Source organism: Microcoleus sp. CAWBG58, assembly GCF_020883045.1.
GTDB lineage: Bacteria > Cyanobacteriota > Cyanobacteriia > Cyanobacteriales > Microcoleaceae > Microcoleus.
Window position 1 is genome coordinate 39,585 of sequence record NZ_JAHRFA010000036.1, and the last position, 16,669, is coordinate 56,253.

Here is a 16,669-nt window from a genome sequence, read left to right on the forward strand (position 1 = left end):
CTTTTTTACTATGGTAATCTAGCGGACATGATATCAGACGGCGGTTGAAACCGCACCTAAACAAACGATGTCCGCCGGACGCCGACTGAAGAAAATAAATCAATCAAATTTAACCATCTTTATCTTCAACCCGCAGAGGCGGGTTTTGTGTGTGTAGGCGCGGTTTCTAACCGCCGTGTTTTCGTATATACCCGGTGAGGACTTAGAATAAGAAGGACTAAAGTCCTCACTACAAGCCTATTTTTAAGGACTAAAGTCCTCACTACAAACCTATTTTCAACGCGCCACCTGCCGCATATATTCCCCCCACAACTGAGCCGCATTTGCACTACCTCCGCCAGTCGGAGAATTATCGTCATTTCCCAACCAAACTCCTGTCACCAGTTGCTGGCTGGGAATATAACCGACAAACCACAAATCTTTATTGTCATTAGTCGTGCCTGTTTTTCCAGCTTCTCCCAAGCCCAAAGCAGCACTGCTACCCGTACCTCCCCGGACAACTCCTTGCAGCATATCAGTCATCGTATCCGCGACGCCTTCAGAAACTAACTGCCGGTTGGCAATCCCATCTTTTTGATAGTCATAAATCACCCGACAACTTTTAAAATCATTGCGATTTTTGCAATCGCTGCTGTCAATAATTCGCTTGATTACGTGGGGGCGATTCCCCAAACCCCGGTTAGCTAAAACCCCGAACGCACCTGTTAACTGCAATACGTTAACTTCACTTTCACCTAATACTAAACCAGGGGAAGAACGCAGGGGAGATGTAATTCCCAAACGTCTCGCCATTCCTACTACATTGTCTAAGCCGACATCTTGCGCGACTCTCAAAGCAATGGGATTTTCCGACTGTGCTAAACCCCGATACATATCAGCGCTACCGCTAGTTCTTTCGCAGCCGCTGTAACTTTGTCCGCCCCAAGAAAGCGGCTCGCAAGAATAAGTTTTGGTCGGCGGTATTCCGCGTTCGAGGGCGGCTGCATAGGCGAAAATCTTAAATGTAGAACCGGGCTGTCTCAATGCTTGCGTTGCTCGATTAAACTGACTTTGCAAGTAATCTACGCCCCCAACTAATGCTAGGACTTCCCCGGTGGTAGAATTGAGAGTTACTACTGCTCCTTGAGAAAAACCTGCATTCGCTCCGGCATTTTCTACAGCATTTTTTAGGGAAGATTCAGCTACTCTTTGCAGACCTGGATTTAAGCCTGTTTCTACAATAAAATTGCCTTCTCTGGCTAACTGCTCGCCCAACAAAAACTCCAATTCGTCAAATACATAATTGTAGAAATAAGGCGCGATCGTACTTTGCAGGTATTGGCGGGCTTTGGGATTGATGTCAATTCGCGATCGCCTCGCGCGATCGGCTTCTTCCTGAGAAACCGTCCCCATGGCGCGCATCCGTTCGATTACCCGATCGCGATACTGCACCGCCAACTGATAATTTTGAATCGGATTAAAACTGTTTGGCCCAGGCAAAATCCCCGCCAAAGTCGCCGCCTCCGATAAAGTCAAATCCTTCGCCGACTTGGCAAAATAAAATCGAGACGCATCCTCAAAACCGTAGAGGTCAATTCCCAAAAACACGCGATTTAAATAAGTCAGCAACAGCTCATCTTTGCTGTAATAACTCTCCAGTTTCAAAGCAACTACTGCTTCCCGGAATTTGCGTCCGCCCGAATCTTGAGTACCTACATAATCTCGAAACAAACTCCGGGCTAACTGCTGCGTCAGAGTGCTACCGCCTTCGCGAATTCCTCCCCCGCGCACATTGGTCAACAGCGCCCGCAAAACGCCGATCGGATCTACGCCCAAATGCCAATTGTAGCGGCTGTCTTCCGAAGCAAGTACCGCCTTGGATAAATAAGGCGAAAAATCCTGCAATCGCTTCAATTCTAAGTGAGCGTTATTTTGAGGGGGACGCAGCGGAGTTTGTCCGTCGCGGGCGTAAACAATTACGGGCCCGTTGATACTTCTCGGTAGAGGCCGCACTTGAAACTTGGTCGATTCAACACCAACCAAAATAGCTATCAGAGTTGTAATTCCGCTGACACCGTAAAAGCTGTAACGCAGAAATTCTAAATACCAAGGTGGCGGATCTACAAACTGAACTCTGACGGCGGCGGCGAGCTCCGGCGGCCCTAATGTGAACACGTCTCCGTGACGGAGGGACATACTTTTAATTCGTCTTTTCCCTCTGTAAATGCCGTTAGTAGAGTCTTCGTCTTTAATTACAAAAGGTGTTCGCCGTCTAGTATCCCGCGACAGGGATAGGTGCACGTGACTGACAACGGGATTGCGAACTACAATATCTGAAGCTTTGGACGATCGACCTAGCAAATATCGATCGCCCAATAGCGGATAAACCTCAGCTTTAGCCGCACCTGCATCCTGCACCCACAGTTCGGGTACTTTGGCATTCGGTTTCAGGGCTAGCTGGTTAAAATTAACCTTGGCAATTGTCTGGACTGCTTGGGTAATCGCACCCAAGACGGTTTGAGGTTTGCGGGGCGGCTGCGGTGGGGTCATATTTCGCGATGGACTACGATCGAGCGATCGGCTCTTGCACCATTCTACTCGCAACTTTTGGCTATTTTCAGGATCTGTCCCATACTTTGGGCGATCGACCGTCGATGTTAGATGTTAGATTTTAGATTTTAGATTTTAGATTTATACCGTGTCCTGTCAATTACCTAAAATTAAAAAGGTTCGATCGTTCGGACTTTAGTCCTACTAGCGATTCCCAGCAAAATATTATAAATTTCCTAAACAATTAACTGTTTATCTAACATTTATCCTCGATTTATATCATTTATCAAAACTTTTGCTACAAAACAATTGTTCGGATTGTTTGATCGACCTCGATCGAGGCTAATTCTTAGGTACGTAGTTGCGCTTAAGCGCTCCGATCTTAATATATATAGCCATCCTAAATCATTATCACGGGCGGCGAACATAAATGTGATTTCGCCTAAATCAATCAGGGACACGGCTTGACCTAAGTCCCTACAGGTACTCATGAAAATCCTGCGAGGATTGCGATAAGAGCGCTTAAGCGCAACTACGTACCTTTATTTAGTGTGACAGTTGCGTCTCAGACTGAATTAATTAAAACCCCCCTTTTTCAAGGGAGGTTTTAGGCGTAAAATACGCAATATTGTCCTTACATCGAAGAACCCAAACCGGCATAAGCACCGTAGAAGAAAAGGCTCAAAATGCTCAGAGCACCGAGACCTGCGACAGTAGCTACCAGCCACAAAGGAATTCTGCCACTTTCACTAAACATAGCGATCACCTCACTAATTCACAGCTAAACAAATTGGATTGAATCACAGAGATTGAACTGAAACACCAGTTAGTTAAAGAAATAACTGGAGAACAAAATCCCCAACACAAAAATCAGCAATAAACCCAAATAAAGAGAAGTCCGGTTTAACTCTACCGGCTGCTCGTTGGGATTAGGGGCGCGTTCAGGCATTGTAAACTCCTATCGTTGAATAAATTGCATTGCTGCGATCGCGCCCAAAAAGAAAATCGTTGGGACACCTAAAGTATGAACTGCCAACCAGCGTACCGTAAAAATTGGATACGAAATTGGCTCATTGTTTGGCGTTCTGCTCGTCATTTTTCCAAATCCTTGTAAAATTACTTGCCAATGAACTGATCTACTTGTTTCTTAGCTTCAAAGCGATCCGAGATAATCGGAACTTCTTCGCGCTGCTCTGTGAAATACTGGTTAGGGCGAGGAGTTCCGAAAGCATCGTAAGCCAAACCTGTTTGCACAAACAACCATCCAGCAATAAACAAAGCTGGAATGGTTAGACTGTGAATTACCCAATAACGGATGCTTGTAATAATGTCCCCAAACGGACGTTCTCCAGTTGTACCGGCCATTTAGAATCCTCCTTTCAACAACAAATCGACAGACAATCTCTATTACTATTCTACTATCAAGCAGCTTGCGCTGAACCTTGATATTTAAGTAGAGTACCGCTCGCACCAATCACGAATCCGCGATCGGGGCCCATAAAGACAATCCTGTAAAAATTAGCAGGAACGTCCTCAACTTCGCGGTCTTTTTGCCAAGTTTTCCCGCCATCCAAACTGCACAGCAAATTGCCGCCGCCGCCGGCTACCCAAACTTCATTATCAGTCCGGTAAGCCATGTCTAGCAAACCCCAACTTGCTTTGCGATCGGGAAAAAACGGTTTTCCCCAACCTTCAGGATTGGTCGGATCGCTAAACTGAATCTGACCGCCGCGGGCGAGCATCCACAAACGCCCGTCTTTGGTAAAGCCCATGTTTTGCAAGCGGCGAGAACTGTTGCGGTTGTGGGGTTCCCAGGCTTGTTGTCCTGGTTTCCACACCGAGTAGAAATTACCTTTCGAGGATACCGCAACATACTGCCCGTCTTCCGAGCGGTTGATATTGCGAACTACCCCAAAAGAGTCCTGCACGATCGCTTTCCAATTTTTGCCACCGTCATTTGTCTGGTAAATCGCCCCGACATCCGTCGTCATCTGGGCGGAATTTTCGCTCAAGGCTGCGATCGTACTCGGAGAACCTGGTAACTGAGAGCTCAAAGCAATCCGCGTCCAAGACTTGCCCTCATCTTCTGTGTGGAGCAAAATCGAAGGCTGACCGACAATCCAGCCTTCGGAACCGGAAAAACTCACCGACGCAAAACGCGATCTCGGCTCATCTATATCCAGTGCTACTGGCTTCCAGTTAGTCCCGCCGTCGATCGTTTCAAACAAAGTCGCTTCAGAACCGACAACCCAGCCGTGCTGGGGATTTCCGGTAAAGGCAATATCCTGTAAATTAGCTTCCGTCGGCAAGGAAATCACTTGCCAAGGGTTGTAACTCACAGAACCGATCGTGCTGCAACTCGTACAGATGAGTGCAGCCGCCAATAACATTACAATTCGTTGCCAAAATCTCACAATCGTCTTACTGCAAACCATACATACTAAGTAACAACAAGAAACCAACGACCAAGCCGCCAAAAATCAGCAAACTTTTTTGACCTTCAGTCATGCCGTTGACGCCGACACCGTAACGCTGATTTGCCTTAAATCCCGATACCCCTTCCATCTGGCCGAGATTTTGAAACATCGACTTGCGCGCAGCGCAAACTGGACATACCCAAGTCATAGGCAAATCTTCAAAAGCCGTACCCGGGGCAATGTCAATTTTAGGATTGCCCTTTTTCGGATCGTAGACGTAGCCGCAGGCGCGGCACTCGTGCCGATCGAGGGTTTTAGTCTCAGTGGCCGGATCGCTCATAAATCCAAAATTATGGGTCAGCTAACCGTGAAGTACCTCAGCTAAACTTTGCAGCAGTTGGGGCTTCCAACTAAAACTAAGGTTAGGACGGTCTTATTCGTCTTCGAGGTTTCCCGTCTCAACCGCCGATGCCACCGCACATCACAGGGATGTTCGACACAAAGGGTCGGTGGTGGTCTCAATCAGCGTCCACAGGCAGCCACCCGTCTTCCACAGGCAGTTAGAATATTGTTTACCCAATCCTGAGATTGCGGTTTTATTAAAATATACATTAAAAATTATTGCAGAAGATGGACAATTAATCTCGATCGACTCGTAATTTTAGCTACCCAAAATCTATATAATGTGAAGACAAGTTACAAAACCCTTTCACAGAGGCAGTAATTATTCACCGTGTTTGCACTTAGCGGCTACGAGTATTTTTTAGGCTTCCTGTTAATTTCGAGCCTAGTGCCCATCCTCGCCCTCACGGCGTCTAAGGTACTGCGGCCCAAAAGTCGTCCCTACGACCGACGCACTACCTACGAATCTGGCGTCGAGCCGATCGGCGGAGCCTGGATTCAGTTCAACATCCGATATTATATGTTCGCCCTGGTCTTCGTCATTTTCGACGTAGAGACCGTATTCCTCTATCCTTGGGCGGTTGCTTTCAACCAGCTAGGACTCTTGGCTTTCATCGAAGCCTTGTTTTTCATCACGATCCTCGTTATTGCTCTTGTCTATGCGTGGCGCAAAGGAGCCTTGGAATGGTCTTAAGTTCTGATAAATCACAAAAATCGCTAATTGTCAATCCGGCAGAGCGGCCGCAAGTCACATCCGAGTTATCGGAGAACGTCATCCTAACCACGGTTGACGACATCTATAACTGGGCGAGACTTTCCAGCCTGTGGCCGCTGTTGTACGGTACGGCTTGCTGCTTCATCGAATTTGCAGCTTTGATCGGATCGCGCTTCGACTTCGACAGATTTGGTCTAGTACCTCGATCGAGTCCGAGACAAGCTGACCTGTTAATTACCGCAGGTACAATTAGCATGAAGTACGCCCCCATCTTGGTGCGGTTGTACGAACAAATGCCCGAACCCAAATACGTGATCGCGATGGGCGCTTGCACGATCACCGGGGGAATGTTCAGCGTAGACTCTCCGACAGCAGTCAGAGGCGTTGACAAACTGATTCCCGTAGACGTGTACATCCCCGGCTGCCCTCCCCGTCCCGAAGCGATTATTGACGCAATTATCAAACTGCGGAAAAAAATCGCCAATGACTCAATGCAAGAACGGGCTAACTTGCTGCCAACTCACCGCTACTACACCAGACCCCACAAAATGAAAGTAGTAGACGACATTTTGGACGGCAAATATTTGTCAGTTCCCGGCCGGATGGCCCCACCGAAGGAATTGACCGAAGCAATGGGAATGCCGGTACCGCCCGCCCTGCTAGCAGGACAAAAACAGGAGGTACAACGTGGCTGAGCAAGAATCTGCGATCGTTGAAGCTGGGAAGGTTTCTCAGTGGTTGACTCAAAATGGCTTCGAGCACGAAGCTTTAGCGGCCGATAATTTGGGTGTGGAGATCTTAAAGGTCGATCGGGACTTTTTAATTCCCATGTCAACAGCACTGTATGCCTACGGGTTCAATTATATGCAGTGCCAGTGCGCCTACGACCAAGGCCCCGGACAAGATTTAGTCAGCGTTTACCACTTAGCGAAACTGACAGATAATGCTGTCAAGCCTGAAGAAATCCGCGTCAAAGTATTCATTCCCCGCGAAGATCCGAGAGTGCCATCAGTCTATTGGATTTGGAAGGCGGCGGATTTTCAAGAACGGGAATCCTACGATATGTACGGGATTGTCTACGAAGGACATCCGAATCTGAAACGGATTTTGATGAACGAAGATTGGGTAGGCTGGCCGCTGCGGAAGGATTACATTTCCCCTGATTTTTACGAACTGCAAGACGCTTATTAAGTGAGTTTTGAGTTTTTAGCTCAAAATACAGTTTGTCGTTTTACAAGCACCCACTTCTTTGAGGAGTGGGTGCGTTGTTTTGTGCGTTTTTTTTCGGAAAGGTCGATTCCCTACGGGATAGCTTCGCTTCACGAAACTTTTTGGGATATGATGAAAGTGCGATCGTCAGCTTGCCACATTTTTAATGTCTGCTTATGCCCAAAAAGATTAGAGAACTCAAAAGCCTGCTGCTAAAATCTGGGTTTACTTATCGTTCGGCAAAAGGCAGTCATACAAGATGGGTTCATCCTTTACTACCAAATGAACCAATTACCATTGCTGGAAATGATGGCGATGATGCGAAACTGTATTTAGAGAGAGAAGTTAATCGAAAACTTGGAATATTGAAAGCAATTGAAGAAGAGGAATCAGAATCATGAAATTACCTTATATAATTGTTATTCAATGGTCGGAAGAAGATAACTGCTATCTAGTTCACTTACCTGATTTTCCATCTCAGCAGTTCCACACTCACGGAGATACCTACGAAGAAGCTTTGCAGAATGCAGTAGAGGTATTAGAGCTTTTGGTTGAAGAATATCAGGCAGATGGTAAATCTCTCCCAGCACCTAAAACTTTAGCAGAAAACTTGCTGTTTGCTTGAATGTAGATTTTGAAGAGCCGGACGCACTTATGAACCTGTTTACCGACTTTGAAGCTCTACAAACTTCTGAAATAGCGGTACTTGAAAACGATAACCTGCTTCAGTCACCTCCAGCACTTCTTTATCCACAAGTCTCTGCCATGAACGACTTTCTGCTACCGACAAAACAGGTTCATCGAGCAATTTATGCAAAAACTCTCGTTCTGATTCCGCGAACTCTTGATAGCGTTCTCGAAATACAACCCCGCCTCGTTCCAAAGTTTTGAGAATAACAGCCTGCACGTCCTCTGCTGTTAATTGGCTTTGTTTTTCCAGATTTAACCTGCTATTTTCTCTGTTGATTGCATTCAGGCGATCGACAAGCATACAACACATCAATTGTACATAATAAGGCTGACATCGGGTTAAGTAAATAATTTCATCGATCGCACTTTCTGTATAAATTTCGGGAAAATTAGGAACAGGATTCCGAATTAAATCCCGCGCCTCTGATTCCTGCAAATACGTCATCCGTAAAGATTGGGTGTTAATTAAATAATCGCTCCAATACGGATTTAGTTCGTCCAAAGTATGGGAACCGCTGAACAGCAAAATCCAGTTATCGCGGTGCTGTACAATGTAGCGCAAAAAGTTCAAGGGCGATCGGCTTCCGGTATCTGTGACTACTTCCTGCAACCGCTCAAATTCATCCAGACACAACAAAAATCGCTGTCCCGGTGCATTTTTTTCAATTTGCACAAACCATTTTTGGAGAGTCATAAATGGTTCTTTTTTTAGCGATTCTCGGTCAATGGCAGATAATTTCAAATTGCGGTTGCGTCGCGCCTCTTCGATGATGGCATCAGCGATAAACTCGGCTAAACCACTCAAAGTTGTTGCCATTGCTGCCCCCTGAAAGTCGATTAGCAGCGGCACTAATTCTGAGCCAACTTTCTGAGGTAAAAACTTGAGAGTGGAGGTTTTGCCGGTGCGACGACCTCCATACAGCAACAATACAGGTGGTTGAGAGGAAACAGCCAAAGACTCGATTTCTCGAAATACGTCCAAACGCCCTTTGAAGCGACTGTTAGAATTTTCTGGGTTGAGGGCTGGCCCAGCGACATAAACTTGCCGGATTTCTGCTGAATCTAAAGCTGCTTCTTCTAGAGTTTTTCGGGATATTTCTAAGATATCCAGCCACCGCTGCACGATGCTGCCAAAGCTAGTTGCTAAAGCTGCATCTTTACTTAAAACCAAACTTTTTCGCAAACCATTGAGTTTAGTCACAGGTGTGGCCAGCGATTCATATTTAAGGTAGGCAGAACTGGCATTTTCGGCGGCGCGGATATCTTGGCTGATTGCTAAAAATTCAGGTAGTACGGAACCGATTTCGGCTGGTGGTGGTGAGGGTATCCAGGCAAGTTGTTCGGTAATGGCAACAATATCTTGAGAGTTCTGACAGCGGTTGAGGGTATCAATGGCAATTTCCACCATTGCCTTTAATGCTACTTTCTGTTGGTTAGTTGAGTCGATTAGATAATTGATGGTTTGTTGGCCTGCAACTGGGTTCTGCTGATAAGCTTTGACGATAAACGAATCCATCAAAGGCATCGGTAAATGAATGATTTGGTCGAAGTACGGTGGCAAACGCCTCAGCCATTTTGTCTCGTCTCCCTCCGGCACAAAACGCAACAGGAAAAACATCCACAGTAATTCTGGAATCCAGAAATAAACCCGCAAAGTGCCTATAATAGACGCCACACCGAACGCCACACCCATCGCCACACTCCCCGCCACACCCACCGCCACACCGAACGCCACACTCCCCGCCACACCGAACGCCACACTCCCCGCCACACCCAATATCACACCAAATATCATACCTCCCGCTACACCTGACGCCATACCGAACGCCACACCCAACGCCACACCCCCTCCCACACCGATCGCCACACCCATCGCCACACCGAACGTCACACCCATCGCCACACCGAACGCCACACCCATCGCCACAACATAAAACTGAGATTGAAATAGAGATTGTAGGGGGATGACTTGTAGAATGGATCGCGTTACTTCAGGTGCGAATCGCAGACCAATATTCATCAAAAAGATAATACCACAAACAATCCATAGAAGTTGTGTCAACCACTTTTGCAAATTACTATTATTACCTTGTGCTACCCAATTTCCCAGAAACCAGCCCATCAAAAAAAGACTGCTTCTCGACCAATTAAATGGTTCAACTGCCAGGGAATAAATGATGCCAACTAGCAGTACAGCGACTGCGGGTACTGCTACTATCAACCACCAAACTTGTCCCGCATACCGTCGCAGCTTAGGATTTCCGTTAAACTCCGATCGCATACTAAAAGGATTAGTATCTGATTTCAAATCGGGGTGAATTTCCAGCAGCCACTCTGCCAAAGTAAAAGGTTTAAAGTAAATCCAGTAGAGTAGTCGAACGCATTCAGCTAGATAATTCAAATTCATATTGCTCCTAAGTATCACACCACTTGCCTAGCACCGGACTCAAACTGCCGCACAAAAACTTTTTAAACAACTCAAAAAGATAATTTTCAGGAACAATGCGGGCGACACACATAATCGCCACAACTATCAAACTCAGACCCATTAGCCAACTAAATATATCACCCAATTTCAAGCCAAAATTTTTGGTTAAATTACCAATCCAAATTGGCATATCCCAGAATAGCCAGCGCAGCCCCTGTCCCAATTTCTGAGGGCGTTTTGGTCGAGCTTGCAATTGTAGAACCGCACTAACTTGTGATTGAAACTGCTGCTTTGCCCACTTCACACTTTTACTATTTTGTTCCGATTGCCAGAGATATTTTGCAGCTAATTGCAAACGCGCAGGATGTTCTTCTCCCCACTGCAAAGCTAGTTGCTGATTTTTTTTACTTAAATCGGGTCTAGACCCTGCTATGCCTCTTTGAGGCAGCTTAACCAATTTCTTCGCATCTTCTTCTGAAAACTTTTTCAACAAGCACTCTGAACCGACATTAAAAAAAGAAGAAGTAAGTTTATTTTGAGTCCTGTAAAAATCAAGAGGTTCTATAGATATCAAGATCAACATCATTAAACTATTATTGATTAAGGAATGAAGATTATCAAAAAAACCTCCATCAAATTCTTCGCGATAACTCTCTTGAAACACCGCTTCAAATTTGTCTATACATAGGACGGGTAATATTTTTTCTTTGTTGCACAGCTTAATTGACCGAGCAAAGGTACTGCGAGTCCAATCGGGTGCTTGAAAAGCTGTAACTAAACTTGGATTTCTTTGAATAACGGGCACCTGACTCAATTCTCTAGCAACTGTTTGATATAAACTATTTTCTGTTTGGCATTCGCCATCTTGAAATGATAAATAAATAACTGCATAAGGGCTGGAAGCGTATTGAGGATGATTGCGAATTTGATAAAAACGCCAAAGTAGGGATGATTTACCAATTTTATGCGGGCCGACAATATTAACGCTGGTTGGCTGCGGGCCTGTCATTTGAGATTGAATAAATCTTAGTTCCTCTTCGCGCCCGACAAAGCAATCGGGATTTTTCAGCATCGAGGGTGCAGAAAACGGACAACTAGGCGAACGAGGAGCCATAGAGTTTATTTGACTAGAGGAGGAGCGGACTCATATATTTATCATACACGATCGCTGAGTTTGATTTGGCTCTTCTGGAGTCAAGGTGATAAGCAAACCTAATCAGAAAAGCAAGCTAATAGCCTTGCTCGAAAGTTATCAAAGTTCATAAAGCCATAGGCTTGTCGCTTAATCAACTTAATTCGATTGTTAATTCCCTCCATCACGCCACTCGTGGTTCGGTTCAAAAAATAGTTGCAGATTCCATCCAGATGATTACGAATCGTTGTGAGAACATCACAGTAAACCGAACGAGCTTTTTTTAGCCATGCAAGGAGTTGCTCTTTCCCAGCTTCGACAGTCTCAGAACGTTCAAAAATATCTCTGAACTCTTCTTTGAGTTCATAAGCCAGTTTCAACCGTTTTGAATGCTTTAAGATGTCTGCCAGTTTGACCTTCTGCTCCTCGGTCAAATCTACCCCGTTCTTGAGGAGAATGAATTTACTCCCTTTGAGGGTCATTTGAGTTTGCTTGCGTACTTTATTTAACTCTTCATTGACTGGTTTCATCACGTGAAATCGATCAAATACAATCCGCGCCTTGGGAAACACTTCTTGAACCACTTTGGGAAAGCCTCCCCACATATCAACACTCACTTCTTCGACTTGTTCACGCAGCTCAATCGGTTGCTGCTGAAGCACTTTGATGATGTCATCCTGTTTGTGACTATCAATCACCTCAACCAATTTTCCACGGTCAATATCGGCAACAACTGTGGCAAAATCTTGATGCCCTTTGCGTTTACTAATTTCATCAATACTCAGACGAGTAACCGTTCCCCAGTCTGCTTTTTTGATCGATCAAACCTATGATTGAAAATCCCCTGTACTTGATCCCAACTTAAATTTTCCTCTTGGCTAACTTGTTCGATGGTGGTTGCTTGAACTCGCTGATAGATATGATTCTCATAGCGTTGGGTATATCGACCTTGGACAATCGACAAAGTTCAAACTTTCCGTAAAGTATTTCTGACAAGTCCTACAGTAAAATTGGCGACGCGGAACTTTCAGATAAACTGGTTGACCGAAAATCGATAGATCCCGTATCAATACAGGTCTGTTTTGATTTAATTGAGCCCTCGGACGCTGGCAGTATCGACAATTACTTTCAACAGTGAAGGAGGCGGAGTTTCAAGATAACCTCAGGTGCGAATTGGATGCAACTTTCAACAGTAACATCGGGTAGATTAAGCAGTCTGTCAAGATGAAGATCCATACGGTAGAAATCAATTAGTAGTATCTCATTATACACTTTTCACCAAAAAGCCAGAAGAGCCTTTGATTTTACAAAGTCATTTTCGATCGCCCTTTCACCAACCATAATTTTCTCAACCTCTGTTTCCATTCCCAAAACAGGAATCAGATCGGATTTGTCTAAAGTCTTAAATAAACTCCACACGCCCTGTCAGATCGTCTAACTCAAGATACTCCCAAATCATTACTAAACTTCTCAAAATTTCTCCAATCGAGCGGCTATTCTTCTGACAGTAAATAATCCCATTATGAGGTAATCCAGCTCGATCTATCCTTAAAAAATCTGCATCTTGAGTAAAAATTATTCTCCCTTCGGCCATCGCAAATTCTACATGAAGTTCGTCAGGCTTGCCCAATTAGCCTGCTTCTGTTGTAGTCGTCACATTAATCTCATATCTTCGCAGACCGATCGCAATAGCATTACTTACATTTTCATCCAAATGAAAATTAAGAGTTCTTGACATTTAGGCTTTTTAATTTTTGCTGAAGGATAGAATGATTTTGGGCTTGCAACCCGCGAACAAAGGTTTCATCTTCTCTAATTTGTGTCCTAATTTCTTCACGATGATCGTGATAATAAGTCAAAGCTGCATAAACATCAGCTAGAGTAATTGAAGGATAATGGTAAATAATCTCCTCTGGTGACATTCCCATTTCCTCATGCCAAATTACCACATCTTGTACCTTAATTCGATGTCCAGTAATGCAAGGTTGCCCACCGCAAAAACCGGGATTAATTGTAATATGTTCAGAAATTATGCTTACCATAAATTAGCCGTTGACTCAGTTTTGTTACTTCATCTGATAAGTATATTTTACCTGTTCATAATCAGACAAATAGATATCAATTTTTTTACCTGAAAAAAACTCGGATGTCAAGCCAGTCGTGGGAAATGCTTCGCCTCTACTATTATGTATGGGGCGATCGCTTTTCGGAAACAGCCATTCTAATTATCCTTGTAATGGTGCGAGCAAGCCGCGTCGCACAGATTCATTCAAGGCTTGAGCTTGTCGCAGCAGCCTATCTTCATAAATATGAATTAATGCCTGCAATTCTTCTGAGTCCAACGAGCAACCTCTGCATACCGCGCCGCGTGCAGTTGGTGGATAGTTCGGCGTACTCCCAGGGGTGAACCGATGATGATGTGACGGACTGCTTCGCGACGATCGCCAACTAGAAATGGCTGCGGTATCAGTGGGAGAAGAACGCTCACGTACCCGACTGTATCAAAGTTATTGGTTGGAATCGAGGTTATCTGCGACGGGTGATGGGCAACGATCGATCGCCAGCGAAAGGATTCGGACGGTAAAAATGAGTCACTCAATCGCGGAAAACTAACCATAGATGCAACCTGCACTGAGCGTCGATATTAGTTATCCGACAGACTTAGGAGTATTAAATGGAGCCAGGACTCACACCTAAAAAATCATAGGTATCCTGTATAAATCTGGTTGAATATATCGATCGCTCCTGTTATTGGTTGGCGATCGATTATTCAGCAAACTCTAATTTAAGTTGTCGGAATTGCCTTCAACAAATAAGCACGGGTTCCTGTTTGAGTTACGCCCTTGGCATCTTTGTAGGTGTAACTTCCATAGGCAGAAATATCACCGAAATTATTGATGCCGGTAGCGTTAGTTAATGTCACCTTCGACCCGCCAAAGCTGGGATCTGTGAGTATCAGACTGTTCAAGTCTTTGATGACACCGTTGTTCCAGACAAAAGCGCGGTTTTGAAGGCTCGAATTCTGAGAGACGCCGACTACTTGACCGAATTGGTTGATGCCAGCGGCGGCACCGGTTGCACCGCCAAGGCTGCCGATGTTGATTTTTTGACCGTTTTGCAACAGGAAGGGTGAACTGGTAGCAGTGGCACCTGTGCCACTGCTAGTATTACCGATGATTTGACCGGCATCGTTGATATCGCGAGCAATGGCTTGTTCTGCCCCAAAGGTGCCGAGGTCGGTGAGTTTGTATTTACCATCTGAGCCTTTTTCCCACAATGCCGCAGTGTTGATAGTTACGGTATTGAGTCCGTCACTGTCAATTTGTCCGACAATGACACCTTTATTGTTAATTCCATTTGCGGTAGCGCTGTTACCGTCCAAATCTGGCAGGGGGTTGATGAAACCCTGGTCTACAGAAAGCGCGCGGGTGCGAACGGGGATTGTGCCGCTAGCTGGCGCCCAAATGTGGCGACCGGCCATTTGGTTTTGGTTGTTGATATCGAAGAAGTAGGTTTCAACACCCGGCAAGTCGGTGATTTGTAGGGTGTAGTCGTTGCCAGTTTTTTGCCACAGCAAGCCCCTGTCTGTGGCTTGACCGGCAATTTCATCGCTTGTACCGGCGATCGCACCTAAGTCGTTGATGGCCGCGGTGAACCCACCACCACCTCGCTGAGTAACCTCTTGTCCGGTTAGAAGGCCACCACCATTTTTGATGCCGGTGCTAGTCAGCGGCTTGAACACCCCATTTTCCCAAATAAACCCTTGGTTGCGGAACCCGGTGCCAAGCACTTCGGTGGTTTGGGAACGACCAACTATTTGTCCTCGATCGTTAATGTTATTAGCTTGCGTGGCATTGCCTGTGGGAGCGATCGCACCAAGGTCAACAACCTGGTAGCGGTACAGGGGAATCTCGGCGGAAACGAGAGCTTTGTGTGCTCCCGTACTGACATCTTTGATGGTTGCCAACAAGTCATCTTCGGCTTTGACGAGGGTGCTGCCCTGTTCGGTAACAAAAGAGATGGATTTGCCTGCGAGGCTGCCACCTAAGCGCAGTTTATCGGCGATCGCATTAAATCCAAGTATGGTAACGGAACCTTCACCTGCTTCGAGAACTATTTGATCGTTACCATTGCCGACAGAAACTGAGTCATTGCCAGTTCCCGGTTTGATGAAGTTATTGCCGTCTCCTGCATTGATGTTGTCATCGCCGGCACCGGTGTAGATTTGGTCGTCGCCAGCACCTGCTGTGACGAAATCGTTACCACTACCTGTGACGACGCGGTTGTTGCCTTTACCTGCAAAGACGGTGTTGTTGCCTTCTCCGGCATTGATGATGTCGTTGCCTGCTTGGGCGTAGATGGTATCATTTTCGGGGCTGCCGGTAATGATTTTGTTGCCTTCGCCAGCAAAGATGCTACTTGCTGCTTCTCCGGCATTGATAATGTCTTTACCAGTGCCTGCAAAAATTATGCCGCCACCGTCGCCTGTGATGAGGCTGTCATTATTTTGGAATTTAATTAACTGGCTGGCGGTTCTTTCTACATTGAGACTGCTCGATGAGCCGATCGACTGTGACAATTGAGCATTCAACCGTGATAAGTCGCTGGATATTCCCAAGTCTGCCAGTGCGGTATTCGGGAATAGGGAAGATGTTGGATTCGAGGATGTATTCAGGACGTTATCGGGAACCATTTGGAACTCCTTTGAGATTTAGATTTGAGTAGTATTTGAGCGCGTGTAAAACTACACCCTGAAGTCATACTTTGGGAGCAATATTGATGCCAAAATCTCGAAAAAACCTGACGAGAATTGAGTCGATTTATTGAAAAATCAACAATAATTTACCTGGAATATTTTGGTCGGTAAGTTGACCGCAAAATTCTGAGTCCGCAGCACAGACATCTTGCCTGTGAATTTCGGACGCTAGTTTCGATCGCAACAAGTGACAACCTGTCGGATACTTACCTGGATACGATACAAACCAGGGCAAACGCATCTAATTTATAAGTTTTCTTTCTAAGCGCGTTTTTTAGCTTTCACTAGCACTATCTGCGGGTCAAGCTATGTCAATGTCAGAAAGTATAGCGGTTATCAGAAAGATGAGGTATGTTGTTGGGATGCGAGCCCTATACGTCTAAGCGGTTAT

General features: G+C 45.5%; 22 protein-coding genes. 5 read left to right on the top strand and 17 right to left on the bottom strand.

Translation table 11 applies throughout. From position 1 onward, the window contains the following. Positions 1 to 276: 276 nt before the first annotated feature. The 7 genes from QZ918_RS17425 to QZ918_RS17455 form a co-directional block, all read right to left on the bottom strand. A complete protein-coding gene (locus tag QZ918_RS17425) occupies positions 277 to 2,529 on the bottom strand; it encodes a transglycosylase domain-containing protein (RefSeq protein ID WP_293337114.1) in 2,253 nt (750 codons plus the stop codon). A gap of 634 nt (positions 2,530 to 3,163) precedes the next feature. Further along, positions 3,164 to 3,286, bottom strand: a complete 123-nt coding sequence (locus QZ918_RS17430; RefSeq protein WP_293175784.1) for a photosystem II reaction center protein J — start codon at positions 3,284 to 3,286, stop codon at positions 3,164 to 3,166. Between the two features lie 69 nt (positions 3,287 to 3,355). Continuing rightward, positions 3,356 to 3,478 (bottom strand): photosystem II reaction center protein PsbL, encoded by a 123-nt coding sequence (gene psbL / locus QZ918_RS17435; protein ID WP_293175782.1) that lies wholly within the window; start codon positions 3,476 to 3,478, stop codon positions 3,356 to 3,358. Between the two features lie 9 nt (positions 3,479 to 3,487). Further along, the gene (gene psbF / locus QZ918_RS17440) at positions 3,488 to 3,625 is read right to left on the bottom strand and encodes a cytochrome b559 subunit beta (protein WP_006635504.1); all 138 of its coding nucleotides are present in this window, start codon (positions 3,623 to 3,625) and stop codon (positions 3,488 to 3,490) included. A gap of 20 nt (positions 3,626 to 3,645) precedes the next feature. Beyond that, the gene (gene psbE / locus QZ918_RS17445) at positions 3,646 to 3,894 is read right to left on the bottom strand and encodes a cytochrome b559 subunit alpha (protein ID WP_293144446.1); all 249 of its coding nucleotides are present in this window, start codon (positions 3,892 to 3,894) and stop codon (positions 3,646 to 3,648) included. A 56-nt stretch (positions 3,895 to 3,950) separates the two neighbouring features. Continuing rightward, positions 3,951 to 4,964 carry a photosynthesis system II assembly factor Ycf48 gene (locus tag QZ918_RS17450; protein ID WP_293337116.1) on the bottom strand — a complete coding sequence of 338 codons (1,014 nt, stop codon included), beginning with the start codon at positions 4,962 to 4,964 and terminating at the stop codon, positions 3,951 to 3,953. Continuing rightward, positions 4,951 to 5,286 (bottom strand): rubredoxin, encoded by a 336-nt coding sequence (locus QZ918_RS17455; protein ID WP_293144452.1) that lies wholly within the window; start codon positions 5,284 to 5,286, stop codon positions 4,951 to 4,953. Before QZ918_RS17455 ends, QZ918_RS17450 begins: the two co-directional genes overlap by 14 nt. 393 nt (positions 5,287 to 5,679) lie before the next feature. Here QZ918_RS17455 and ndhC point away from each other — a divergent pair, with 393 nt between their 5' ends. The 5 genes from ndhC (at position 5,680) to QZ918_RS17480 (ending at position 7,897) form a co-directional block, all read left to right on the top strand. Next, positions 5,680 to 6,042 (top strand): photosynthetic/respiratory NAD(P)H-quinone oxidoreductase subunit C, encoded by a 363-nt coding sequence (gene ndhC / locus QZ918_RS17460; RefSeq protein WP_006635500.1) that lies wholly within the window; start codon positions 5,680 to 5,682, stop codon positions 6,040 to 6,042. Then, on the top strand, positions 6,033 to 6,758 hold the full coding sequence (gene ndhK, locus QZ918_RS17465) for a photosynthetic/respiratory NAD(P)H-quinone oxidoreductase subunit K (protein WP_293144455.1): 726 nt from the start codon (positions 6,033 to 6,035) through the stop codon (positions 6,756 to 6,758). The genes ndhC and ndhK overlap by 10 nt, the downstream gene beginning before the upstream one ends. After that, positions 6,751 to 7,254 (top strand): NAD(P)H-quinone oxidoreductase subunit J, encoded by a 504-nt coding sequence (locus tag QZ918_RS17470; RefSeq protein WP_293337118.1) that lies wholly within the window; start codon positions 6,751 to 6,753, stop codon positions 7,252 to 7,254. Before ndhK ends, QZ918_RS17470 begins: the two co-directional genes overlap by 8 nt. 194 nt (positions 7,255 to 7,448) lie before the next feature. Beyond that, positions 7,449 to 7,673: a type II toxin-antitoxin system HicA family toxin gene (locus QZ918_RS17475; protein ID WP_293337120.1), complete on the top strand. Its 225-nt coding sequence runs from the start codon at positions 7,449 to 7,451 to the stop codon at positions 7,671 to 7,673. Beyond that, complete coding sequence (locus tag QZ918_RS17480; protein ID WP_293337122.1) at positions 7,670 to 7,897, top strand: type II toxin-antitoxin system HicB family antitoxin; 228 nt, start codon at positions 7,670 to 7,672, stop codon at positions 7,895 to 7,897. Before QZ918_RS17475 ends, QZ918_RS17480 begins: the two co-directional genes overlap by 4 nt. Positions 7,898 to 7,936: 39 nt before the next feature. On the opposite strand, the gene QZ918_RS17485 is transcribed toward QZ918_RS17480, so the two are convergent. From QZ918_RS17485 to QZ918_RS17530, 10 genes are all read right to left on the bottom strand, one after another. Then, positions 7,937 to 10,369 carry an ATP-binding protein gene (locus QZ918_RS17485; protein ID WP_293337124.1) on the bottom strand — a complete coding sequence of 811 codons (2,433 nt, stop codon included), beginning with the start codon at positions 10,367 to 10,369 and terminating at the stop codon, positions 7,937 to 7,939. 7 nt (positions 10,370 to 10,376) lie between these two features. Beyond that, positions 10,377 to 11,504 (bottom strand): AAA-like domain-containing protein, encoded by a 1,128-nt coding sequence (locus QZ918_RS17490; RefSeq protein ID WP_293337126.1) that lies wholly within the window; start codon positions 11,502 to 11,504, stop codon positions 10,377 to 10,379. A gap of 98 nt (positions 11,505 to 11,602) precedes the next feature. Continuing rightward, the gene (locus tag QZ918_RS17495; protein ID WP_363319288.1) at positions 11,603 to 12,340 is read right to left on the bottom strand and encodes an ISL3 family transposase; all 738 of its coding nucleotides are present in this window, start codon (positions 12,338 to 12,340) and stop codon (positions 11,603 to 11,605) included. Further along, the gene (locus tag QZ918_RS17500) at positions 12,304 to 12,486 is read right to left on the bottom strand and encodes a helix-turn-helix domain-containing protein (protein WP_293337128.1); all 183 of its coding nucleotides are present in this window, start codon (positions 12,484 to 12,486) and stop codon (positions 12,304 to 12,306) included. The genes QZ918_RS17495 and QZ918_RS17500 overlap by 37 nt, the downstream gene beginning before the upstream one ends. Further along, a complete protein-coding gene (locus QZ918_RS17505; RefSeq protein ID WP_293337130.1) occupies positions 12,449 to 12,592 on the bottom strand; it encodes a transposase family protein in 144 nt (47 codons plus the stop codon). Before QZ918_RS17505 ends, QZ918_RS17500 begins: the two co-directional genes overlap by 38 nt. Before the next feature lie 332 nt (positions 12,593 to 12,924). After that, on the bottom strand, positions 12,925 to 13,152 hold the full coding sequence (locus QZ918_RS17510; RefSeq protein ID WP_293337132.1) for a DUF5615 family PIN-like protein: 228 nt from the start codon (positions 13,150 to 13,152) through the stop codon (positions 12,925 to 12,927). Positions 13,153 to 13,243: 91 nt separating this feature from the next. Then, positions 13,244 to 13,564: a DUF433 domain-containing protein gene (locus QZ918_RS17515; protein ID WP_293337134.1), complete on the bottom strand. Its 321-nt coding sequence runs from the start codon at positions 13,562 to 13,564 to the stop codon at positions 13,244 to 13,246. Positions 13,565 to 13,836: 272 nt separating this feature from the next. Then, positions 13,837 to 14,139: a hypothetical protein gene (locus QZ918_RS17520; protein ID WP_293337136.1), complete on the bottom strand. Its 303-nt coding sequence runs from the start codon at positions 14,137 to 14,139 to the stop codon at positions 13,837 to 13,839. A gap of 168 nt (positions 14,140 to 14,307) precedes the next feature. Then, entirely contained in the window at positions 14,308 to 16,215 is a 1,908-nt protein-coding gene (locus tag QZ918_RS17525) for a hypothetical protein (protein ID WP_293337138.1), read from the bottom strand. 127 nt (positions 16,216 to 16,342) lie between these two features. Further along, complete coding sequence (locus QZ918_RS17530; protein ID WP_293337140.1) at positions 16,343 to 16,519, bottom strand: hypothetical protein; 177 nt, start codon at positions 16,517 to 16,519, stop codon at positions 16,343 to 16,345. Between the last annotated feature and the right edge of the window lie 150 nt (positions 16,520 to 16,669).